The sequence below is a fragment of the Novosphingobium sediminicola genome, from assembly GCF_014196525.1.
Taxonomy (GTDB): Bacteria; Pseudomonadota; Alphaproteobacteria; order Sphingomonadales; family Sphingomonadaceae; genus Novosphingobium; species Novosphingobium sediminicola.
The window spans coordinates 1-21,541 of the sequence record NZ_JACIDX010000014.1 but is presented as its reverse complement, the minus strand read 5'-3'; the positions used below and the strand labels follow the sequence as shown (position 1 = coordinate 21,541).

At 64.8% G+C, this 21,541-nt stretch carries 16 protein-coding genes; 9 read left to right on the top strand and 7 right to left on the bottom strand.

Annotated elements, in window-relative coordinates; translation table 11 throughout:
• Positions 1–15: 15 nt before the first annotated feature.
• Positions 16–3,363 (top strand): ATP-binding protein, encoded by a 3,348-nt coding sequence (locus tag GGR38_RS16990; protein WP_183627359.1) that lies wholly within the window; start codon positions 16–18, stop codon positions 3,361–3,363.
• On the opposite strand, the gene GGR38_RS16985 is transcribed toward GGR38_RS16990, so the two are convergent.
• Positions 3,349–3,927, bottom strand: coding sequence for a response regulator transcription factor (locus GGR38_RS16985; protein WP_183627358.1), 579 nt, complete (start codon positions 3,925–3,927; stop codon positions 3,349–3,351). The genes GGR38_RS16990 and GGR38_RS16985 overlap by 15 nt on opposite strands.
• 143 nt (positions 3,928–4,070) lie before the next feature.
• On the opposite strand from GGR38_RS16985, the gene GGR38_RS16980 reads away from it, so the two are divergent.
• The gene (locus GGR38_RS16980) at positions 4,071–5,744 is read left to right on the top strand and encodes a tannase/feruloyl esterase family alpha/beta hydrolase (RefSeq protein ID WP_183627357.1); all 1,674 of its coding nucleotides are present in this window, start codon (positions 4,071–4,073) and stop codon (positions 5,742–5,744) included.
• 7 nt (positions 5,745–5,751) lie between these two features.
• On the opposite strand, the gene GGR38_RS16975 is transcribed toward GGR38_RS16980, so the two are convergent.
• The 3 genes from GGR38_RS16975 to GGR38_RS16965 are packed head-to-tail and all read right to left on the bottom strand — an operon-like array spanning position 5,752 to position 8,907.
• A complete protein-coding gene (locus GGR38_RS16975; protein ID WP_183627356.1) occupies positions 5,752–7,464 on the bottom strand; it encodes an FAD-dependent oxidoreductase in 1,713 nt (570 codons plus the stop codon).
• On the bottom strand, positions 7,457–8,266 hold the full coding sequence (locus tag GGR38_RS16970; RefSeq protein ID WP_183627355.1) for a sugar phosphate isomerase/epimerase family protein: 810 nt from the start codon (positions 8,264–8,266) through the stop codon (positions 7,457–7,459). Before GGR38_RS16970 ends, GGR38_RS16975 begins: the two co-directional genes overlap by 8 nt.
• Positions 8,263–8,907, bottom strand: coding sequence for a TetR/AcrR family transcriptional regulator (locus GGR38_RS16965; protein ID WP_183627354.1), 645 nt, complete (start codon positions 8,905–8,907; stop codon positions 8,263–8,265). Before GGR38_RS16965 ends, GGR38_RS16970 begins: the two co-directional genes overlap by 4 nt.
• A gap of 254 nt (positions 8,908–9,161) precedes the next feature.
• Between GGR38_RS16965 and GGR38_RS16960 the strand changes: the two genes are divergently transcribed.
• The 7 genes from GGR38_RS16960 (at position 9,162) to GGR38_RS16930 (ending at position 18,221) form a co-directional block, all read left to right on the top strand.
• The gene (locus GGR38_RS16960) at positions 9,162–11,588 is read left to right on the top strand and encodes a TonB-dependent receptor (protein WP_183627353.1); all 2,427 of its coding nucleotides are present in this window, start codon (positions 9,162–9,164) and stop codon (positions 11,586–11,588) included.
• Positions 11,588–12,070, top strand: coding sequence for a hypothetical protein (locus tag GGR38_RS16955; RefSeq protein WP_183627352.1), 483 nt, complete (start codon positions 11,588–11,590; stop codon positions 12,068–12,070). Before GGR38_RS16960 ends, GGR38_RS16955 begins: the two co-directional genes overlap by 1 nt.
• Before the next feature lie 71 nt (positions 12,071–12,141).
• Positions 12,142–13,023, top strand: a complete 882-nt coding sequence (locus tag GGR38_RS16950) for a shikimate dehydrogenase (protein ID WP_183627351.1) — start codon at positions 12,142–12,144, stop codon at positions 13,021–13,023.
• On the top strand, positions 13,020–14,894 hold the full coding sequence (locus tag GGR38_RS16945; protein ID WP_183627350.1) for a bifunctional sugar phosphate isomerase/epimerase/4-hydroxyphenylpyruvate dioxygenase family protein: 1,875 nt from the start codon (positions 13,020–13,022) through the stop codon (positions 14,892–14,894). Before GGR38_RS16950 ends, GGR38_RS16945 begins: the two co-directional genes overlap by 4 nt.
• 24 nt (positions 14,895–14,918) lie before the next feature.
• Entirely contained in the window at positions 14,919–16,148 is a 1,230-nt protein-coding gene (locus tag GGR38_RS16940; RefSeq protein ID WP_183627349.1) for an MFS transporter, read from the top strand.
• 155 nt (positions 16,149–16,303) lie between these two features.
• On the top strand, positions 16,304–17,497 hold the full coding sequence (locus tag GGR38_RS16935; RefSeq protein ID WP_246404848.1) for an MFS transporter: 1,194 nt from the start codon (positions 16,304–16,306) through the stop codon (positions 17,495–17,497).
• Positions 17,490–18,221: an SDR family NAD(P)-dependent oxidoreductase gene (locus GGR38_RS16930; protein ID WP_183627347.1), complete on the top strand. Its 732-nt coding sequence runs from the start codon at positions 17,490–17,492 to the stop codon at positions 18,219–18,221. The genes GGR38_RS16935 and GGR38_RS16930 overlap by 8 nt, the downstream gene beginning before the upstream one ends.
• A 9-nt stretch (positions 18,222–18,230) precedes the next feature.
• On the opposite strand, the gene GGR38_RS16925 is transcribed toward GGR38_RS16930, so the two are convergent.
• The 3 genes from GGR38_RS16925 to GGR38_RS16915 all read right to left on the bottom strand — a co-directional run bounded on the left by GGR38_RS16925 (position 18,231) and on the right by GGR38_RS16915 (position 21,233).
• Positions 18,231–18,980: an SDR family NAD(P)-dependent oxidoreductase gene (locus tag GGR38_RS16925; RefSeq protein WP_183627346.1), complete on the bottom strand. Its 750-nt coding sequence runs from the start codon at positions 18,978–18,980 to the stop codon at positions 18,231–18,233.
• Positions 18,981–19,077: 97 nt separating this feature from the next.
• Positions 19,078–20,292 (bottom strand): EthD domain-containing protein, encoded by a 1,215-nt coding sequence (locus GGR38_RS16920; RefSeq protein ID WP_183627345.1) that lies wholly within the window; start codon positions 20,290–20,292, stop codon positions 19,078–19,080.
• On the bottom strand, positions 20,289–21,233 hold the full coding sequence (locus tag GGR38_RS16915) for a fumarylacetoacetate hydrolase family protein (RefSeq protein WP_183627344.1): 945 nt from the start codon (positions 21,231–21,233) through the stop codon (positions 20,289–20,291). The genes GGR38_RS16920 and GGR38_RS16915 overlap by 4 nt, the downstream gene beginning before the upstream one ends.
• Positions 21,234–21,541: the final 308 nt, after the last annotated feature.

The following is a 21,541-nucleotide window of genomic DNA, read 5'->3' as shown; positions in this document are numbered from 1 at the left end:
AAAAGGGGAGGGGCCATGCTTGGCGCGCGGGTGCTGGTTCTGGCGGTTATGCTGTATCTGGGCGCGCTGGCCTGGGTGGGCTGGCGGGCGGACCGGGTTTCGGGGCGTGATGATCGCCGCTGGCGGGGCCTGCGCTATGGCCTCTCGCTGGCCACGCTGTGTTCGGCATGGACCTATTTCGGCGCGGTGGGCGATGCCAGCGGGGGCAGTTGGCTGTTCGTCGCCAATGCGTTGGGGCCGGTGCTGGCGCTGACGGTGTTTGCGCCGGTGTGGCGCCGGATCGCGGTGCTGGCGAAACAGGAGAATGTCGGCTCGCTGGCCGATTTCCTCGCCGCGCGCTTTGGCAAGAGTCGCCCGCTGGGCATTGTCGTCACGCTGGTGGCGACGGTGGGCACGCTGCCCTATATTGCGTTGCAACTGGCGGTTTTGCGCCAGGTCTGGGCCTATGCCGCGGGGCGTGAGGAAACGGCCAGCGTGACGGCATGGCCGCTGTTTCTGGCGCTGGTGGCGATGACGATTGTGTTCGGCACGCGCTCGCCCAATCTGACGCGCCATGCGCGCGGGTTCGTCAGCATGATCGCGGTGGAATCGCTGGTGAAGCTCTCGGGCCTGCTGGCGGTGGCCGGTTTCTGCCTGTGGTCATTGGGCGGGATGCGGCCTCTTGCGCATCTCCCTCCTTTTCAGGGCGGCTCGCTTTCCACCTTCCTCATCCTCACCTTCCTGTGCACCGTCACCAGCTTCACCCTGCCGCGCCAGTTCCACCTCGGCTTTGTCGCGCTGGAGCGTACCGAGGATATTGCCGGCGCGCGCTGGAGCGTTCCGGCCTATTTCGGCCTTTGGGTGCTGGCCACGATGGTGATCGCGGGGGGCATTCGCGGCGGGCTGGGCGTGGGTGGGGTCAGCCCCTATCTGCAAATGTTGGCCATGCCCGCCGCGCGGGGGGATTACGGCATTGCGCTCTTGGCATGGCTGGGCGGGGTGTCGGCGGGCGGGGCGATGGTGGTGGTCGAACTGACCGCGATTTCGGCGATGGTGTCCAATGAGATCGTGCTGCCGCTGCTGCATGGGCGGCTGCGCGAAAGATTGCTGATGCGGCCCGATCATGACGGCGTGGGGGGCGAGATCCTGCTGGTGCGGCGCATTACGGTGGTGGCGGTCGCGCTGCTGGCGTGGGCCTATTACATCGGGGTCAAGAGCATCGAGGGGCCGACCGAACTGGGCCTGACCGCGCTGACCGCGTTTGCGCAATTGGTGCCGCCGCTGATCGGGGGGATTTACTGGCGGCGCGGCCATGCTCATGGCGCGCTGGCGGGGGTATGCGCGGGGGTGGCGGTCTGGGCGGTGGCGATTGCGGCGCCCGCATTCTTTGCCGCGCCCGATATGGGGGCGGACGTTTGGATGGCGCTGCGAGGCGGGCTGGCGCGCTGGGCCATCCTGCTCAGTCTGGTGGTCAATATCGCCTGTTATGTCGGCTTTTCGCTGCTGGCCCGCCCGCGCCTGATCGACCTGATTCAGGCGAGCAGTTTTGTCGCCGCCGCCGATCCTGCTCGCGATTCGGGGCGTCTGGCGATTGATGCCAGCCTTGGCGATCTGCGCCGCCTGCTCCGGCAATTTCTGGGCGAGGAGGAGGCGGGGCGCGCGGTGCTGGACATTGCCATGGCCGCGCGGCGCGGCGCGATAGGCGACGATCAGCCCGTCTCGCCCAATATGGTGCGCGCGGCCGAAAGGGTACTGGCGGGCGTGATCGGGGCGTCCTCGGCGCGTAATGTGGTGGCCATCGCGCTGGCCTCGGGCGAGAGGGATGCGACCGAGATCGGGCGCCTGCTGGACGAGGCGGGCCATGCCGTCCATTTCAGCCGTGAATTGTTGCAGACCACGCTGGAAAGCCTGCCCCAAGGGGTTTGCGTGGTCGATGACGAGGCGCTGGTGGTGGCGTGGAATGCGCGTTTCTTCGCGCTGCTGGGGCTGACGGGGCAGGGGATGAACCATCAGGGGCTGCATATGGGCCGCTCGCTGGAGGATGCGCTGGCGCAGGCAGGCGAGGCGGCGATGGCGGCCACCGGATGGCGCGCGGCGCAGGCCACCGGCAAAGCGCTGGCGCAGGAACTGGCCCTGAACGACGGGCGCGTGGTCAGCCTTGCCGGGCGGGCGCTGGCGGGGGGGGACTACCTGCTGATCCTGACCGATATTACCGAGCAGAAACAGGCCGAACAGATGCTGGAAAGCCGGGTCGAGGAGCGCACCGCCGCGCTGAATGAAGCACGCCGTCAGGCTGAACAGGCTTCCGGCTCGCAAAGGCGCTTTGTCGCGGCGGCCAGCCATGATCTGGTGCAACCGATGCATGCCGCGCGCCTGTTCATCGGCAATGCTCTGCTCTCGGCGGATGATCCAGAGCAGCGCGACCTGCTGACCAAGGCCGATCAGGCGGTCGAGGGCGCGCATCGCCTGCTCCATGCCCTGCTCAAGCTCTCGCAACTCGAACTGGGTGCGTTAAAACCCCAGCCCCAGCCGGTCGATGCCGGGGCCTTGCTGCTCTCGCTGGGCGATGAATTCGAGCCGATGGCCAAGGCGCGCCATTTGCAACTGGTGATCCTGCCCACCGCGCGCTGGATCAGGACCGACCGCGATCTGCTGCGCTCGATCCTGCAAAATCTGATCGTCAATGCGCTGCGCTATACGCCCCATGGCCGGGTCGTCGTGCTGGCGCGGGTGCGGGCCGATCATCTGCGGCTGGAGGTGCGCGACAGCGGGGTTGGCATTGCCGATGAACAATTGCCAGCCGCCTTCCGCGAATTCACCCGTCTGGCGCAGGGGCAGGATATGGCCGAGGGCGCGGGGCTGGGCCTGTCCATCGTGGCGCGTATTGCTCAGGCGCTGGGCCATGGCATCGAGGTTGCCTCGCGGCCGGGCCGGGGCAGCACCTTTGCCGTCAGCGTGCCTTTGACCGCGCCCGCGCCGCGCCTTGTCCCCGCGCCCGCGCCCGCCTTTGACCTTGGCGGGATGAGCGTGCTGTGCCTTGACGATGATGAGGATGTGCTGGCCGGAACCAGCGCACTGATCGCCCGCTGGGGCGCGCAGGTCACGCCTTGCGCCAGCATTGCCGCCGTGCCGCAGGATGGGCGGTGGGATGTGGCGATTGCCGATTACAAGCTGGGCGCGCGTGAGAGCGATGGCGATGGGCTGAGCCTGTTGCGCGCAATAGCGGATCGTTGCGGCGCGCGCATCCTGATGACCGCCACGCCCGAACCGGGCTGGGCCGAAACGTTGCCGCGTGAGGGCATTCACCTGATGGCCAAGCCCTTGCCGCCTCTCGCCCTGCGCAGCCTGCTGGGCCGCGAGAGGGAGCGCCTAATCTCTGGCTAGCGTCAGCAATTGCGCCCGCGTCTGCACCCCCATCTTGCGGAAAATCCCGGTCAGATGGTATTTGACGGTCGCCTCGCTGATGCCCATTTCATAGGCGATCTGCTTGTTCATCAAGCCGCGATGGACGCCCTCGACAATGCGCGCCTGCGCCGTGGTGAGGGGCGCGCGGCCATGGTCCGGTCCGGTTTCGGTGAACCATTCCGCCCCGGCCAGCAGCGTTTCAATCGCGGCGGCCAATTCCTCGACGCTGACGGCCTTGGAGATAAAGCCGGACGCCCCGCAGGCCTGCGCGGTCTGGACCGTTTCATGGTCATCGCTGGCCGAAACAATCGCCACCGTGGCGGCGGGCGCCTGCGCCTTTAATCCCAGCAGGCCGGAGATCCCATGGCTGTCGGGCAATTTCAGGTCGAGCAGCACCAGCGCATCCTCGCCCGCACCCAATGCCGCGCGTGCCTCGCCCAGCGTATCGTAATGTTCGATGCTGTGTTCGGGGGCAATCTGGCGCACAGTGGCCGCCAGCGCCTGTCGGAACAGGGGGTGGTCATCCACCAGCAGCACGCGCATTTTTCGCTCTCCTCTCATACGGGCACGGGTTTAAACCCGCGCGGGCGCTGCGCCAAGGGCGGCCCGGCTCGACCAACGTCTAGGCGCAAGGGGACGCATAGGCCACTAACGCTGGCATGGGGGATGACGGAAAGGAAGCAAAGATGCTGCGAAGGCTTTTATGGGCTTTCACGATGGTGGCGGTGTGGATGGGCATGGGTCCAGCGGCGCAGGCAGGGGGTGTAGCCAATCTGGCCCCGGTCGCGCCGGTCATGGCCTGCGCCAGTCTGGCCTCGATTGATCTGTCGGGTGCGACCGGTGCCAAGACCGATTTGGCGGCCAGCGAAGTGACGGGCGCCAAGCCCTATTGCCGCGTGACCGGCACCATCGCGCCCGCGATCCAATTCGAGGTGCGCCTGCCGCTGGCGGGCTGGACCCAGCGCTATCTGCAAACCGGCTGCGGCGGGCTTTGCGGCAATTTGCGCATTGATGCGGGCAAGGCCGAGAGCTGCACCCCGGTCACCGACGGCTCGGTCGTGCTGGCCAGCACCGACATGGGCCATTCGGGCATGGGCGGCGCATGGGGCAAAAGCGTGCAACAGCGCGAGGATTTCGCCCATCGCGGCGTGCATCTGACCGCGCTGGCGGCCAAGGGGCTGATCCGCGCCTTTTACGGTCAGGCGCCGCGCTATGCCTATTTCTCCGGCTGTTCGGACGGTGGGCGCGAGGCTCTGATGGAGGCGCAGCGTTATCCGCAGGATTTCGACGGCATCGCGGCGGGCGCTCCGGCGCTCAATTTCACGGTGCAGAACAGCTTCCACCATGGCTGGCTGGCCAAAGTGAACACCGGCGCGGATGGCAAGGCGATCTTGCTGGCCGATGATACCAAGGCACTTCATGCTTTGGCGCTGGCCAGTTGCGATGCGATGGACGGGCTGGCCGATGGACAGATCACTGATCCGCGCGCCTGCCGCGTCAATCCGGCGCAGATCCTGTGCAAGGGCGCTTATGAGGCGGGCAAATGCCTGACGCCCGCCAAGGCGGAGGCCGCGCGCCTCATCTATCAGGGCGCACGCACGGCTGATGGCAAGGCGCTGGAAGTCGGCCCGCTGATGCCGGGCAGCGAGGAGGAATGGGTGGGCGTTTTCGTGCCGCGCACCCCCGATGGCATGATCGGCAGCGCGATGTTTGCTGGTGATACGATCAACCACCTGCTGTTTACCCCCAATCCGGCCACGCCCTTCACGCCCCAGACCTTCCCCTTTACCGAGGCGATGTATCGCGCCGAGGAACCGGCCCGCGCGCTCTACAGCGCCGACAATCCCGACCTTTCGGCTTTCAATGCGCGCGGCGGGCGACTGATCCTGTGGCATGGCTGGGCCGATCCGCATATCAGCCCCTTGAACACGATCGACTATTACGAACGCGTCGGCGCAAAACTGGGCAAGGCGCAGCGTGATGGTTTCATCCGCATGTTCCTCTTTCCCGGCATGGGCCATTGTTCGGGCGGCGACGGGCCGAGCGAGTTTCCGCTGCTGGCCGATCTGATGGCATGGGTCGAGGGCGGCGATGCGCCTCAGGCGATGATCGCCCACCGCGCGGGCCAGACCGGCGAGGGCGTGCCCGTCGGGATCAGCGGCGGACCCAAGCCGGAAGGCCCGCCTCCGGGCATGTTCCCCCCGCGCAAACTGCTGCCCCCGCGCAGCCGCCCGGTCTATGCCTATCCGCAGGTCGCGGTGTATAAGGGCGCAGGCCCGGTGGATGACGCGGCCAGCTTTGCCGCGAAACTTACGGCCCCGGTCAATGGTATTGCCGCTTGGATCGGCGCGGGGCGTTAAAGCCTCATCAGGCGGCGGGGCTCTCCTGTCCCGCCGCCGCCATGGCGGCGCCTTCTTGTCCTGCCGCCGCCATGGCGGCGCGGTGGCCAAACACCATCGCCGGGCCAAGGTTGATCCCGCCCGCCGGATAATGCCCGCCCATGATGCTGGCCATATCCGCGCCGGCGGCAAACAAGCCCGCGATGGCCGATCCATCCTCGCGCAATACCCGCGCATCGGCGTCGGTTTTCAGTCCGGCAAAGCTGCCGAAGCTGCCCGGAATGACCTCGATGGCGTAAAACGGGCCGCGCTCGATGGGGGCGACATTGGGGTTTGGACTCCGCTCCGGATCGCCCTGATAGCGGTTATAGGGCGACCATCCGCGTCCGAAATGATCGTCGCGGCCCTCGCGCGCGCCCCTGTTATAATCCGCGACCGTCTGCGCCAGTTGCGGCGCGATGCCCAATTGCGCCGCCAGCGCCGCAATCGTGGGCGCCCGGTGGAGATAGCCGCTCTTGATCCAATAACCCAAGGGCAGCGGGGCAGGGCGCACCACCCCCAGACCCCAGCGCCGGATGAACGCATGGTCGCAGATCATCCATGACCGCGCCTCCTCACCTTCGGGCGTCGCGGCCAGCAGCGCGCGGACATAGTCGTGATAGCCATTGGCCTCGTTCACAAACCGCCGCCCATCGGCGCGCACGGCGATGACGCCGGGTTTGCCGCGCTCGATAATATGCGGGAAGATGCCGCGCGCGCCATCGCTCCATGTCACATGGCTGACAGGGCACCACGCGCCATTGGCGGCCAGATCATCGGCAAAACCCGCGCCCAATGGCCGCGCCAGCGCCAGACCCGCGCCATCAGCCTCGGGCACCGCCAGCGTCTCGTGATTATCCGCATGAGGGAACAATTGCGCGCGCAGGGCCGGATTGGCTGAAACACCGCCCGTGGCCAGCACGACCCCGCGCCGCGCATGGACCATTTCGCGCCCATGCGGCGTTTGCAGCACCGCGCCCATCACCCGCCCTCGGCTCTCGATCAATTCCACCGCAGGCGATGACACCATCCACCGCGCCCCATGCCGGTCGGCCAGTTCAAACAGCCGCGCGATCAACGCCACGCCGTTGAGCAAAGTCGTCGCCCGACCATGGCGTGCCATTTCCCAGCCATGGCGGATCAAACGCCGCGCCACATGGGCAAAGGCCGCCGGTTTGCGCGTGGCGTTGAGGAAAGCGCCCAGATCAGGCCCCGCCTGTATCGGCATGCCCTGAAAGGATGTCTCGCGCTTGGTAAGGCGCAGGAGGCCCAGCTTCTCGCCCAGTACGGTTGCGTCATAGGCGGCGGCGATCAGCGAGCGCCCGCCAGTTCCCGCGCCGGGTTGGTCGCCATAGATGTCGCAGATCTTGTTGCCCGCTTCGAACAGGAAACCATGTTGCGTCAGGAACGAAACCATCGCCGGGGCGGTGTCGATAAAGGCGTCGATGCGGGCCGGATCAAAGCGATTGCCCAGCACGGCGGCCAGATAATCACGCGGCGCCTCACGCGGTTCCGCAATCCCCGCCGCCACGGCCAGCGGGTTGCGCGGCAGCCACATCCACCCGCCCGACCATGCCGTTGTTCCGCCCAGCACCGGCGCGCGTTCGGCCACCACCACATCAAGGCCCAGCACAGCCCCCGTCGCCGCAGCGCATAGGCCCGCCGCGCCCGAGCCGATGACCAACAGATCGCATTCAGTCATTCTGGCCAGCCTTTTCCATCACCCGGCGCATGGCCGTGATGGCCAAAGCGGCGCGTTCGCGTGGGCCGACGCCCAGCAAACGCAAGCGATCCGCCGGGATTTCCAGACTGATCGGCAAGGTGGGATAGCGCGCAAGGATGCCCGCCAGATCAACCTCGCCCTCGCCGGGGAACAGGCGGTCGGCGCGGGCTTCGGTCAGGATCGCGTCCATATCGGGGATGGGGCCTGCAATATCGCACAATTGCAGATAGGAAATCGCCGGATCGCCCGCGACCAGTTCATCGACCCGCCCGCCAGAGCGCACCAGATGGAAAGCATCGATCAGCATCGCCACCCCGCGCAATCCCTGCGTTCGCGCGCGGGCGGCGGCAAGATTGGGCGCATGGGTCCATGGCATGAATTCCAGCGCGACCACCGCGCCCGCGCCATCGGCTATCTCGCCCATGCGCGCCAGATTGTCGCGGCTGCGCCCCGCATCGGGGTCATTATCGGCCACAAGGATGCGTCGGGCGTCAACGGCTGCGGCATAATCGGCGGTGGCGCGCACCAGATCCCAGTCGATCGCATCGGTAAGGCGCAGGATCTCCACATCCAGCACGCCCACCCCTTCGCCATCCAGCGCGGCGCGGATTTCGCCCGCCAGCGCGGCGTCGCTCATCATCGGCCAGTGGCGTTCCGTGGGCGTGGCCGCCACCGGGCGCAGGCCGACATGGGTATAGCCGCAGGCCGCCGCGATGCGGATCGTTTCGACCGGCCCGGCCTCCAGCACGGTGAGGGCGGCCAGCGAAATGGCACGTGTCATTTGAGGCACCTTTTCATCAGGGTCCGGATCACCTCGGCGCGGCGCTCTTCGACAAAGGCGGGGTTTTCGTAATCCACCGCGAAGATCGTGCCAAAGGTGTAGCGGTTGGAATGGAAGTGAAAGCACAGCGCGCTGAGCGACATATGCAGGTGGAGCGGAGTGGCATCATCGGCAAACACGCCCGCCTGTTTGCCCCGGTTTAGGATGCTGCGGGTGATGTCGAGCACCTTGGCGCGCTGCACGGTCTGATCGTCGGCGGCCAGATGGCTGCCCTGATCGAGGTTTTCCGACATGATGATGCGGATGATATGCGGGTTGGCCCGGTGCGTATCGAACGAGATGCCGATCAGTTGTTCGAGCGCGGCCACCGGGTCCATCGCATCATAATCGACCGCCGTTTCGGCGCTGCGGAAATCGGCATAGGCCTTTTCCAGTACGGCGCGGTACAGGCCTTCTTTACTGCCAAAGTAGTAGTAAATCATATGTTTGGAGGTTGCTGTGCGCGAGGCGATTTCCTCGACTCGGGCCCCGTGCAGGCCAACGCGGGCATATTCCTCGGTGGCCACCTGAAGGATGGCTTCGCGTGTTGCTTCGGCATCGCGCTGTTTGCGCTTTTTGCCATCTGATGGTGCGGGCGTCATCGGCATTCTCTCCAAACCGTGGATTTATCTAGCCGCAAGCGACGCGGGATTGCAATAACATTCCAACCAGAATGTTTGTTGTTGACATACCAAACGGTCCGTATAAAAGCGAATCGTCAAATGGCTCGACCTAAGGCTAGTCGCCCAGCGGGGTAATTGGGCCTAGTCGGGCAAGGATGAGGATTACGGCGCGCCAAGGGGCTGCGAGCCAAATGTTGGCCGCATCGGGGCGCCGCTAAACAGGGAGAGTGTGTATGAAGGCGTTTCACGCCCGGATTTCGTTCGTCTCGATGGCATGTGCTCTGGCGGTATCGGCTCCGGCCTTTGCCCAGCAGGCCGCAGAGGCTCCGCAGGCCCCCGGCGACATCATCGTGACCGCGCAAAAGCGCTCCGAGCGCCTGCAATCGGTGCCGGTGTCCATTCAGGCGGTCGAGGCGGCCACCTTGCAGAAGATGGCGATCCAGAGCCCGAAGGAATTTGGCCAGATCTCGCCCACGCTGAACTTTCAGGCCGCCGATGAAGCGCGCCTGTTCAACTTCTCGATCCGCGGCATCGGCACCGAAACCTTCTCGGTGGGTGTCGAGCCTTCGGTTTCCACCATCGTCGATGGCGTGGTTTACACCCGCGTGGGATCGGTCTTTGACGGGCTGAACGATCTGGAGCGCGTCGAAGTTCTGAACGGGCCGCAAGGCACGCTGCAGGGCAAGAACGCCTCGGCGGGCGCGGTGGTGATCGTCACCAAGGGGCCGGACCGCAAGAAGCTGGGCGGCAAGGTCGAACTCGTGGCGGCCGCCAACAATGAATATGGCGTCAATGCCATGCTGACCGGCCCGCTGTCCGACACCACCGCGTTTCGCGTGTCGGGCTATTATCACACCGAGGACGGGCTGGTCATCAACAAGGCCACCAATTCGACGGTCAACAATTCGCAGTCCTATGGGGTGCGCGGCAAGTTCCTCTATGAACCCTATGACGGCCTGACCTTCACGCTGGCGGGCGATTGGGCCTATCGCAAGGCCGATTGCTGCGGCGAACCGATCCGCGTGGCCGCCGCCAGCGGCAATGTCACCGCCGCCTATACCGGCACGCCCGTCGGCCCCGACAACCGCTATGTCAATTTCGACACGCAGCAGGTCGGCTGGCAGAAGAATCGCGGCGTCTCGCTGACGGCCGAGGCCAAGCTGGGCGATTTCACCCTGACCAGCATCACCGCCTATCGCCAGTACCGCGACTTTGCCATTCGCGACCGCGACGGCACCAACGCGCCTTTTACCGGCGTCACGCCCCAGCAATTGTTCAGCGCCACCAACCCCGGCATCACCGCCGATGCTGCGCTGGCCAAGATGCAGGCGCTGCTGCTCAACCCGCTCAGCTTTGCCTGTCGCACGGTCAACGGCAGCCTGCTCTGCGGCGAAAGCAACAGTCTGGAAAAGAGCGACACATTCAGCCAGGAACTGCGCCTTGCCTCGCCCACCGGCGGGTTTGCCGACTATATCCTGGGGGCCTTCTACTATAATTCGATGACCGAGCGCGATCTGTCGATCGGCGGCGTGCGTTCGAACATCGCGGGCAATGTGGCCTTCCCCACCGCCAACACGGTGACCGTCACCAATCCCAACGCCTATGTGTTCGCCGACCTGATCACCAAGGTGCAGAACATCAATTCGGCCCTGTTCGCCAATCTCAACCTGCACCCCACGTCGAAGCTGACGCTGACGGGCGGGATGCGCGTGGTGCATGACGAATTGAAGTGGAACCACAAGAAGGTGACCGGCCCCAATGGCGACCATATCGGCACGCCCACCACGGGCGGCGCCAATGCCGGCACGCCGAACTGGGATTTCTATCGCACCTTCAGCGATACCGCGCTGCTGGGCCGCATCACCGCACGCTATGAATTTACCCGTGACCTGATGACCTATGCCTCTTTCGCCAAGGGCTATAAGGGGCAGGCGGTCGATGCCGACATGTATGTGACCGCGGCGGGCATGGCGGCGCTTCCCGCTGCGCCCGAAACCTCGACCTCGTATGAAATCGGCATCAAGAGCCAGTGGTTCGACCGCAAGCTGACGATCAACCTGACCGGATACAAGACCACCTTCGACGGCTATCAGACATCGTCCTCGGGCACCGACGGCTCTGGCGCGCCGGTGCTGCGTTCGGCGGGCAAGCTCTATACCAAGGGCATCGAAGGCGACATCGTGCTGCGCCCGGTTCCGGCGCTGCGCCTGTCGGGCAACTTCCTGTTCTCGAAAAACGAATTTGGCGATCTGTTCCTGAGCGCCACCCAGAACATCAAGGGCGGCATGCCTTTGAACGCGCCGGAGGCCAAGTGGGGCCTGACGGGCAGCTATGATGTTCCGGTGGGCGGCTGGGAGGCCAATCTGTCGACCAACTATACCTGGACCGGCAAGACGCTGTTCACCAATTTGGCCGATGCGACCAATCCAAACTCGCCCTGGCTGCGTCCTTCCTTCGGCGTGGCCAATGCCTCAATCACCTTCACCTCGCCCGAAGGCAAGTATAAGCTGGGCCTCTATGTGAAGAACCTGTTCGACGAGCGTTATGTGGCCGGTATGCGCCGCATTTCGGGCTCGGTGGGCGGCGCGGGCGCGGTGGCTCAGGCCTTGCCGCGTGACTTCTACCGCTATGTCGGCGGCACCGTGTCGGTGTCCTTCTGATGCGCGCCCCGTCCGGCAGCCCGACCCCTGCTCTGACCGTCAAAGCGGGATTGGAGGGCGGGCTGCTCGGCGGGGTGGTGATCTGGATCTATGAGGCGGTGGTGTGGGTCGGCGTGCAGCATATGATGCCGCTCGCCGGAATTGCCCGCAACGCCACCGGACTGGTGTTTGGCAAAGCCTTTCAGGAGGCCCTCGGGTCGCTTGCCTATCTGCTGGGGATTGCCATCCACTTTGGTTTCGCGCTGGTTTGGGGCGTGCTGTTTGCGGTGGCGTGGCCGGGGCTGCGCCGTCGCGGATGGGAGGCCAGCCTTGCCGGGCTGCTGCTCGCGCCCGTTTTGTGGGTGGTGATGCATGTGGCCATCGCTATCGCGGGCCATGAACACCCCGATTACCTTGACCCTGCCGTCATCATCGGCGGCATTTTCAGCCATATTTTCTATTCTGTGCCCATGGCGCTGTGGATCAGGCGGCGTATGGCGTAAATCTTCCCTACCCTGACTGCCGGGAGGGCGGCTCATGCCCTCCCGGTCTTTCTTTTTCCGAGATTGTTTTCATGACCCATGTTTCCCCCTCGCTTTCCTCCCACGCTGTCGGCCTGATCGGGCGGGGCATAGGCGCCAGCCGCTCGCCCGCAATCCATGAGGCCGAGGCGCGGGCGCTGGGTGTGCCGCTGACCTATCGCCTGTTCGATTTCGACGCGATGCATTGGGGCGATGAGGAACTGGGGCGGGCGGTGCGCCTGATGGCCGATATCGGCTATTCGGGCAGCAATGTGACCTTTCCCTTCAAGCAGCAGGTGATCGAGCATTGCGATGAATTGAGCGATGAGGCGCGCGTGCTGGGCGCAGTCAACACGCTGGTGTTTCGTGATGGGCGGGTGCGCGGCGAGAACACCGACTGGATCGGCTTTTCATGGCTGGTCGAGCGGGCTTTCGGCTCGATTGCGGGCGCATCGGTGGCCCAGATCGGCACCGGCGGCGCGGGCAGCGCGACCGCTCTGGCGCTGGCGCAACTGGGCGCGGGCGAGGTGGTGCTGTTCGACCCTGAGGCGGCGCGGGCAGAACGGCTGGCCGACAGCCTGTCGCAGGCCGTGCCCGCCTGCCGCTTTACCGTGGCCGATGATGTGGCAGGCGCGATTGCGGGCCGCGCGGGCGTGGTCAATGCAACGCCGGTGGGCATGGTCAAATTGCCGGGCGTGCCGTTTGATCCCTCGCTGATGCGCGCTGATCAATGGCTGGCCGACATCATCTATTTCCCTTTGGAAACAGAGCTTTTGGCTGCCGCCCGCGCGCAGGGGCAAAGGGTGGCCAATGGCGTGTCGATGGTGGTAGGACAGGCGGCCGAAGCCTTTCGCCACATCACCGGCGTCGCTCCTGATCGGGAGCGGATGCTGGCGCGTCTGTTGGCGGATATTGCAGGAGAACAGGCTGCATGACCTCCCCGTTTCGTTCCTCCATCGCCACTATCTCCATCAGCGGTACTTTGGCCGAGAAGCTGAACGCCATTGCCGCGGCCGGCTATCAGGCGGTGGAGATTTTCGAGAACGATCTCCTCAGCGCCCCGCAATCGGCGGTTGAGATCGGGGCGATGTGCCGTGATCTGGGACTGGATGTGGCGATGCTCCAGCCTTTCCGCGATTACGAGGGCCTGCCCGCCGAACAGCGCGCGCGGGCCGAGGAACGGATGCGCCGCAAATTCGCGGTGATGGAGGATCTGGGCACCGATCTGGTGCTGCTCTGCTCGAATTGTTCGCCCCATGCGGCGGGGGATCGCGACACGCTGCTTTCCGACCTTTCCCGCATCGCGGGAATCGCGGGCGAGCATGGCAAGCGCATCGCCTATGAGGCGCTGGCATGGGGCGCGCATGTCAACGATCACCGCGATGCATGGAGCCTTGTGCGCGATGTCAATCATCCTGCGCTGGGCCTGACGCTCGACAGTTTCCACTCGCTCTCGCGCAATATCCCCAACGCCAGCATCGGCGACATCTGGCCCGACAAGCTGTTCATCGTGCAATGGGCCGATGCGCCGCGCCTGCAAATGGACCTGCTCAACTGGAGCCGCCATTTCCGCTGTATGCCCGGCCAAGGCGATTTTGCGCTGGATGAATTTGCCGCCCAATTGCTGCGCATCGGCTATGACGGCTATTGGAGCCTTGAAATCTTCAACGACCGTTTCCGCGCAGGCTCGGCCAGTCAGGTCGCGCGCGATGGTCTGCGCGGGTTGAAGGTGCTGCATGACGGCGCATCGCGCGCGCTGGGGCGGACGCCCGAAATGCCCGCCGCCATCGCGCCTATGGGCGTTGAATTCATCGAATTTGCCGCCAGCCATGCCGAAGCCGAGGAGTTCACCGGCATTTTCAAGGCGCTGGGTTTTGAACGCACCGGCCGCCACCGTTCCAAGCAGGTTGAGCGCTGGCAGCAGGGCGGGATCAACCTCGTCATCAATTCCGAGCCTGAAGGTTTGGCCCATAGTTTCGACATGGTCCATGGCGGCTCGGTCTGCGCGATCGGCCTTGCCGTGCCCGATCAATCCGCCGCGATTGCGCGAGCCGAAGCGCTCGACATTCCCCGGTTCAGCCAATCGGTCGCCCCCGATGAATGGCAAATCCCGGCGGTGCGCGGGGTGGGGGGCTCGCTGTTCTATCTGGTCGATGCGGCCACCGATGCCGATATGTGGGCGCAGGAATTTCCGGGCAGCGCTGCGCCCGGCGCCACCGGCCTGACCCGCGTCGATCATATTGCCCAGACGATGCAATATGAGGAAATGCTGAGCTGGCTGCTCTATTACACAGCGCTGTTCGATTTCGCCAAAACGCCCCAGCTCGAAATCTCCGACCCCATGGGCATCGTCTATTCGCAGGCGGTGGAAAGCCGCAACGCGGCCAAACCGGTGCGCTTCACGCTCAATGGCTCGATGGCGGCCAATGCGCTTTCCACGCGCTTTCTGCATAATTACTTCGGCGCCGGGGTCCAGCATATCGCCTTTGCCTGCGACGACATTTTTGCCGTGGCCGCGCGGGCCAAGGCGGCGGGTCTGCCCTTCCTGGCCATCGGTCCCAATTATTACGAGGATCTGGAGGCCCGCTTTGGCCTTGAGCCTGCGTTGGTGGCCCGGCTTGCCGAACACAACATCCTCTATGACCGCGATGATGCGGGCGAATATTTCCAGTTCTACAGCCGGGCCGTGGCCAAGCGCATCTTCTTCGAGGTGGTCCAGCGGCGCGGCTATGACGCCTATGGTGCGACCAATGCCTCGATCCGCCTGAACGCGCAGGCCGCCCACCGCGATCCTGTCCAATTCTAAAAACCCCCGAAGGATAGACCTCCAATGGCCTTTGTCTCCGCTGCTCCTGATACTGTCCACGATACGACTGTTGATACGGCGGATGACCATTGGACCCGCAAGGCGATGGCGATTGTCGCGCTGTGTTTCGCGCTGAACATGGCCGATGGCATGGATGTGCTGGTCGTCTCCTTCATTGCGCCCTCGCTGCAAAATGAATGGGGTGTTTCGCCTGCGGAACTGGCCATCGTGTTCAGCACCGGCCTTGCGGGCATGGCGCTGGGGGGCCTTGGCCTTGCGCCGATGGCCGACCGGTTCGGGCGGCGGCGGATGGTGGCGTTGGCCATGGCGCTGATGGCGCTGGCTATGGCGGTGTCCAGCTTTACCCATTCGGTGCTGGAACTGGCCTTTGTGCGCTTTTTCATCGGCACAGGTATCGGCACGGTGCTGGCCTGCATTTCGGCCATCGCCGCGCGCGTGGCCCCGCGCAAGCATCGCAATTTTGCCGTGGGCGTGCTTCAGGCGGGCTATCCCATCGGGGCGATGTTTACCGGCTTTATCACCGCATGGGCGCTGCCGGTCTTTGGCTGGCATTCGGTCCTGCTGGGCACGGCGGCGGTTTCGGCATTGCTGGTGCCCGTGATCCTTGCGGTCTTGCCCGCCGGATTGGACGCGGGCGCATCGGGGCAACAGGCCAGCATCGGAGAAGTGGTCAGCGGCCCGCGCCGCGCCAATTCGATCCGCCTCTGGGTGGCCACGATCTGCGGCTTCATGGCGCTCTATTTCATCACCAGCTGGATCACCAAACTCTCGATCGAGGCGGGCCTGCCCCAGACGCAGGCGATCATCGCCAGCGCGATCTATAATTTCGGCGCCTTTGCCGGAACTGTGGCGATGAGCATCGCAGGCACCCATTATGACGTGCGCCGCCTGTGCAGCATTCTGCTGGCGGCAACTGCGGGCGTGTTCCTGTTCTTTGGCGGGGTGTCCATGCCGCTGTGGGGCGTGCTGGCCTCGGCCTTTTTGATGGGCGTCACGCTTCAGGGCGGCTTCAACATGCTCTATCCGCTGGCCGCGCAGGTCTATCCCGATGCGGTGCGCGCCACGGGCATCGGCTGGGCCTTTGGCATTGGTCGGATCGGGGCGTTTACCGGGCCTTTGCTGGGCGGCTGGGCGCTGGGCCAGCATTGGCCGCTGGTGGCGATCTTTGCCCTGTTTTGCGGGCCGCTACTGATCGCCGCCATTTCGGCCGCCGGGGTCAGCAAGGACGCCTGATCCTATTCACGCCATGGATAGCTGCCCATCGGCGGATTGAAATAGAAGCCTCGCGCCAAAGCGCCTAATCAAGGGACAAGAGAAAATAGGCCCCCAAAGCCGGGGCCGCACATCGGGAGAATATGCAGGTGACAGGCCACCATCAGCCGGGTTTCATGACAGGCCTATCGCTGCTTATCCCGATCACGCTTTCCACCATGGCCATCGTGCTGCTGGCGCCGATCCTGCCGGGGTTGCTGAACGAGTTTTCCGGGATTCCGGCGCATGAATATTGGGTGCCGATGATCCTGACGGTGCCTGCGCTCTGCGTGGCGATCTTTTCGCCGGTGGCGGGGATGCTGGGGGACTGGTTCGGGCGGCGGCGTTTGCTGATCTGGGCGCTGGTGGCCTATGCGGTGGTGGGCATCGCGCCGGTTTTCCTCACCGATCTGACCGCGATCATCATCAGCCGCATCGGCGTCGGCGTGGCCGAAGCGCTGATCATGGTGCTGACCACGACAATGATCGGCGACTATTTCAAGGGCGCCGCGCGCGACAAATGGCTGGCGGGGCAAACGGCTTTCGCCTCGATGTCGGCGCTGCTGTTTTTCAACATCGGCGGGCAATTGGGCCGCTTTGGCTGGCGCGCGCCTTTCTGGGTCTATGGCTGCGCGTTGGTCATGCTGGCGCTGGTGCTGATCTTCACCTGGGAACCGTCCGGGGTGGACGCCGACGAGGAGGCGGATCATGCCCCGCATCACGGCGCTTGGGCGGGTTTCCCGTGGAGCCGGATGGCCGGGATCATCGCCATCACCATCTATGGCTCGGTGCTGTTCTATACCGTGCAAATTCAGGCCGGGCGGGGCATTGCCCTGCTGGGCGTGAGCGATCCGGGCCAGATCGGCTTCCTGACCTCGGTGGCCAGCATTGGCGTGCCGATCGGCACCTTCATCTATTCGCGGATCGGGCGGGCGCGGGTGGCGTATCTGCTGCTGGGCGAGTTTGCCTTTCTTACGGTCGGCTTCCTGCTGATGGGGCGGGCCGGGTCAACCACGCCCTTCCTGATCGGCTGCTTCATCAACCAATTGGGCGCGGGCGTGCTGTTGCCGACCTTGCTGGTCTGGGCGATGGACGGGCTGCCCTTTGACATTCGCGCCCGCGCGGCTGGCCTGTGGACCGGGGCCTTTTCCATCGGTCAATTCCTCTGCCCGGTGGTGGTCACTTTGGCCAGCAGCCGCGCAGGCGGGCTGATGGGGGCGTTCAGCCTGCTGTCTGGCGCGGCGCTGCTGGGGGCGATTGGCGCTCTGGTCGGATCGCTGCGCAAAGGGCAGGCGTTGGACGCAGGACAGAAGGTGGCGCTCCATGGCTGATCGTTTGGCGGGCCCAGGTCGTCTGATGGGCAAGGTGGCGGTGCTCACCGGGGCGGGCAATGGCATTGGCGCGGGTTGCGCCGAGCATTTCCGGGAGCAGGGCGCAACAGTCATCGGCGTCGATATTTCCGGCGCGGATCGGGATTGCGATCTGACCGATGAGGCCGCGGTGGCCGATCTCTTCGCTGCCATCGGCGCGGAGCATGGGCGGGTGGACATCCTGCTCAATGCAGCGGCTTTCGCGACTTTCGCGTGGATCGAAGAGATGACCTATGCCCAGTGGAAGCGGACGCTGGTGGGCGAACTCGACATCGTGTTCCTGCCCACACGGGCGGCATGGGGCCTGCTGAAGGCCAGCGGGCGGGCCAGCATCATCAATTTCGCCAGCGCCAATGCGGCTCATGCGTTGGAAGGTTCCGCCGCGCTGGCGCATTGCGCGGGCAAGGGCGGGGTGCTGGCCATGACGCGCCAGTTGGCGATGGAGGGCGCCCCCCATGGCATCCGCGCCAACACAATCGCGCCGGGCTTTATCCTGACTGCCGCCACGCGCGCGCATATGGAAAGCGAACCTGCCCTGCGCGAGAAAGTGCTGGCCAAAAACATGGTCAAGGTTTTGGGCGAACCGCAGGACATTGCCCATGCCGCGACCTGGCTGGCCAGCGACGAGGCGCGCTATGTCACTGGCGCCAACATCGCGGTGGATGCCGGGGCGACGGCGTGGTGACGGGAGCGATCAGCTCCCGTCGGTAATCAGCGTCCCGCCATCCACCACCAGATTGTGGCCGGTGACAAACCCGCCCGCCGCGCTCGACAGAAACACCGCCGCGCCCGCCACTTCCTGCGGCGTACCGGGGCGGCGCAGCGGGGTCATCCCCATGCGGCGGGTCATGAATGCCTCGTTGGCCAGCAAGGGAGCGGAAAGTTCGGTGGCGATGAAGCCGGGCGAAATCGCATTGGCCCGCACCCCATGCGGCCCCCATTCCACGGCCAGATTGCGCGCAAGCTGCGCCACGCCCGCCTTGGCCAGCGCATAGGCATTGATCGCCCCATTGCCGCGCAGGCCCGACAGGCTGGCGATCAGCACCGCATTGCCGCCCCGCTCGCGCAGATGCGGATAGGCCAGATTGCACAGCACGACCTGAGAGCGCAGGTTGATCGCCATCACGCGGGCGTAATCCGCCATGTCAATGGCGGCAAAGGGGCCGGGCCGCCCGGTGATCCCGGCATTGCACACGACAATATCCAGCCCCCCCAGCGCCGCCACCGTGCCATCGACCAGCGCGCCCAGCGCCGCATCATCGGTCACATCGCAAGGGATACCCAATGCGCCCATCTCTGCGGCGGCGCGGGCGGTGTCGGCGGGGTCTTCGCTGGATATCACCACGCGCGCCCCGGCATCCATCATCGCCTGCGCAATGGCGCGGCCGATCCCGCGTGTAGAACCGGTGACAATTGCCACCTTGCCCGTCAGATCGAACATCATGGTTTTACTCCTGCTGCGGCTCGACCCTGATGACATGAAAGGGTGAGGCCATGGCCCCACCCCATCATGATCCCATCACGGTCAAAACCGCGGCTTGTTACTCGCCCATTTCCCCATAGGCGGGGTGGACCTGCTCGGGCTTGGCCTCGTCCAGCGGCACGCCATTGTGCTTGTAGGCGGGTGCCTCGATCAGGATGAAGGCGATGCGGCATACCTGATCGGTGGTGTTGCGCCAAAGGTGGTTGGTGCCGCGCTGAACGATGATGCCGCCCTCGCGGATGGTCTTTTTGCGGCCATCGTCCAGTTCCAGCTCGATTTCGCCCTTCAGCACTATGCCGTAATCGACGCTGTTGGTGCGGTGGAACGGGCTTTCCTTGCCGGGCAGCATATCGGTGATGCGGATCACGCTGCCGCGCTCCAGCGTCAGGCCGGTGGGCAGGTCGCGCCCGTCGCGCTCATCGTTGAGGTCGGCGGGAACGGTTTCGGTGGACCAGATGGTCAGGAAGCTGGCGTCGCCGCTGGGGATCATCTTGGTGGGGGTCACATCTTCGGATTTGAAGATGGCGCGGCCGTTTTCATCATGGCCGGTGACCACGCGCTGGATCGGCGGCAGGCCGGAATCAGACATTTCCATGGTTTCAATCCTTTGGCTGGAAACAAAAATCTTGGGGCTGGTGACCAGCACCGAGGCCGGGGCATCGGCAAAATAGGCTTGCGCCGCGGCGGTCAGGGCATCGGCCAGATCGGCGGGAATGGGGCCGCGCAGCGACACTTCATCAAACAATTCCGCCGGGGCGGGGCCTTCCAATGTGCGGGCAACTGTGTTGATGCGCCACGCCGCAATTGGCCCATCCTCGCCCTGTGCGGCAAGGATGGGGGCCAGTTTTGCGGCCCAGCCTTCCGCATCCTGCGCATCGGCGCCATGCCGGAAAGTGAAGAGCTTGCGCGCAACATCCTCCGGCCCGGCCAGAACGGTGGTTTCGGACAGCAGCATGGCCAGCGATCCGGCCAGTTCGCGGAAATTATCCTCGTCCGGCCCGACGATCTGGGCATAGGCGGGCGAGGCTTTGGAGGCGATCATATCCTCGATACGGGCAAAGTGGATGATGGTCAGCGCATCGCGATCCGCCAAAGCTGCGCCCAGCGGCGATGGCTCATCCTGCACATAGTGATGGACATAGCCGGCAAACATGGCGCTGACCTCGCCATGGGCCATGACCAGCGGGCCATGGGAGTCCGCCAGATAGGCCTGCAATCCTTCGCGGCTCAGGCCCTCACGCGTGCGGGGCAGGATCGCGAGCTTGATGCTCATGCCTGCACCACTTTTTGTTCCAGCACGCCAAAGGGCGCGCGTCCATCGGGCAATGTCGCCTCCATGCGGACGGTGTCGCCATAGGTCATGAATTCGGTGCGCGGGGCGCCTTCGTCCACGATCTCGATCCCGCGCCGCTCGGCGATGCAGGAAGAGCCGACCTCGCGGAAATTCTCGTTCGAGACGGTGCCCGAACCGATCACCGTGCCCGCCACCAGATTGCGCGTGCGCGCGCCATGGGCCAGCAGATCGTCGAAGCCATAGGCCATCGGCTCGCCATAGGCATTGCCGAATTGCGCGCCGTTCCATTGTACGTTGAGGTGCAGCGCGGGGCGGAAATTGCGCCAGTTTTCGCCCAGTTCATCGGGCGTCACGGCAAAGGGGGCCATGCCGCAGGGAGGCTTGGCCTGAATCCAGCCAAAGCCGGTCTTCATTTCCGGCCCGGCCAGTTTACGCAGCGACCAGTCGTTGATCTGGACCACCAGCGCGATGTGATCACCGGCCTTGGCGGCGGGCGTGCCCATCGGGACGGCGGTGGTCAGGATGCCAAATTCACCCTCGAAATCAATGCCCAACGCTTCGTCGGCCATCGGTACATCGGCACGCGGGGCATAGAACGTGTCCGACACGCCCTGATACATCAGCGGCGCATTGGGCTTTTCCGGCTCGATGCCCAGCACCTTGTCCATCAGCGCGCCATGGCTGGGATAGACCGAGCCGTCGAGCCATTGCCATGCGCGCGGCAGGGGGGCGAGCAGCTGATCCACATCGAGGATCTCGGGGAAATTGGTAATCGCGGCCAATGCGGTTTTGGCATTGCCCCAATCCTCCAGCGCCGCCTGCATCGTTTCGATGGGGGCGGGCGCGTAATGTGTGGCCGAGGGCGAGATCACGATCAGCCGCCCATCCTTTGTGCCATTATTCAGCGTGGCCAGACGCATTGCATATATCTCCCGGAATTTATCATCTGGCGTGGAACCTAGCGCGCGGGCGCGAGGCGGCAACGGCATTTGGTCGATAGCAAACCATCGATAACATGCGATGGTCGGGTGGCGGAGCGCATGTCAGATGACAGCCAAACAGCCTTTCATGGGGAGATTTTTGCATGGCCATCTGGCTGAAGCGCGGCGCGGCTGCGGAAGAGAAGGCGGCGTCGGATCGCAAGGTTCGTGATATTGTCGAGGCGGCGCTGGGCGATATTGAGAAGCGCGGCGATGATGCGGTGCGGGATATGTCGATCAAGTTCGAC

Excerpts from the sequence above, each read along its gene's own strand:
- GGR38_RS16940 (WP_183627349.1), top strand. The coding sequence starts at position 14,919 with ATGGCCTTTGTCTCCGCTGCTCCTGATACTGTCCACGATACGACTGTT.
- GGR38_RS16975 (WP_183627356.1), bottom strand. The coding sequence starts at position 7,464 with ATGACTGAATGCGATCTGTTGGTCATCGGCTCGGGCGCGGCGGGCCTA.
- GGR38_RS16930 (WP_183627347.1), top strand. The coding sequence starts at position 17,490 with ATGGCTGATCGTTTGGCGGGCCCAGGTCGTCTGATGGGCAAGGTGGCG.
- GGR38_RS16970 (WP_183627355.1), bottom strand. The coding sequence starts at position 8,266 with ATGACACGTGCCATTTCGCTGGCCGCCCTCACCGTGCTGGAGGCCGGG.
- GGR38_RS16965 (WP_183627354.1), bottom strand. The coding sequence starts at position 8,907 with ATGACGCCCGCACCATCAGATGGCAAAAAGCGCAAACAGCGCGATGCC.
- GGR38_RS16920 (WP_183627345.1), bottom strand. The coding sequence starts at position 20,292 with ATGAGCATCAAGCTCGCGATCCTGCCCCGCACGCGTGAGGGCCTGAGC.
- GGR38_RS16980 (WP_183627357.1), top strand. The coding sequence starts at position 4,071 with ATGCTGCGAAGGCTTTTATGGGCTTTCACGATGGTGGCGGTGTGGATG.
- GGR38_RS16935 (WP_246404848.1), top strand. The coding sequence starts at position 16,304 with ATGACAGGCCTATCGCTGCTTATCCCGATCACGCTTTCCACCATGGCC.
- GGR38_RS16985 (WP_183627358.1), bottom strand. The coding sequence starts at position 3,927 with ATGCGCGTGCTGCTGGTGGATGACCACCCCCTGTTCCGACAGGCGCTG.
- GGR38_RS16925 (WP_183627346.1), bottom strand. The coding sequence starts at position 18,980 with ATGATGTTCGATCTGACGGGCAAGGTGGCAATTGTCACCGGTTCTACA.
- GGR38_RS16960 (WP_183627353.1), top strand. The coding sequence starts at position 9,162 with ATGAAGGCGTTTCACGCCCGGATTTCGTTCGTCTCGATGGCATGTGCT.
- GGR38_RS16915 (WP_183627344.1), bottom strand. The coding sequence starts at position 21,233 with ATGCGTCTGGCCACGCTGAATAATGGCACAAAGGATGGGCGGCTGATC.
- GGR38_RS16990 (WP_183627359.1), top strand. The coding sequence starts at position 16 with ATGCTTGGCGCGCGGGTGCTGGTTCTGGCGGTTATGCTGTATCTGGGC.
- GGR38_RS16945 (WP_183627350.1), top strand. The coding sequence starts at position 13,020 with ATGACCTCCCCGTTTCGTTCCTCCATCGCCACTATCTCCATCAGCGGT.
- GGR38_RS16955 (WP_183627352.1), top strand. The coding sequence starts at position 11,588 with ATGCGCGCCCCGTCCGGCAGCCCGACCCCTGCTCTGACCGTCAAAGCG.
- GGR38_RS16950 (WP_183627351.1), top strand. The coding sequence starts at position 12,142 with ATGACCCATGTTTCCCCCTCGCTTTCCTCCCACGCTGTCGGCCTGATC.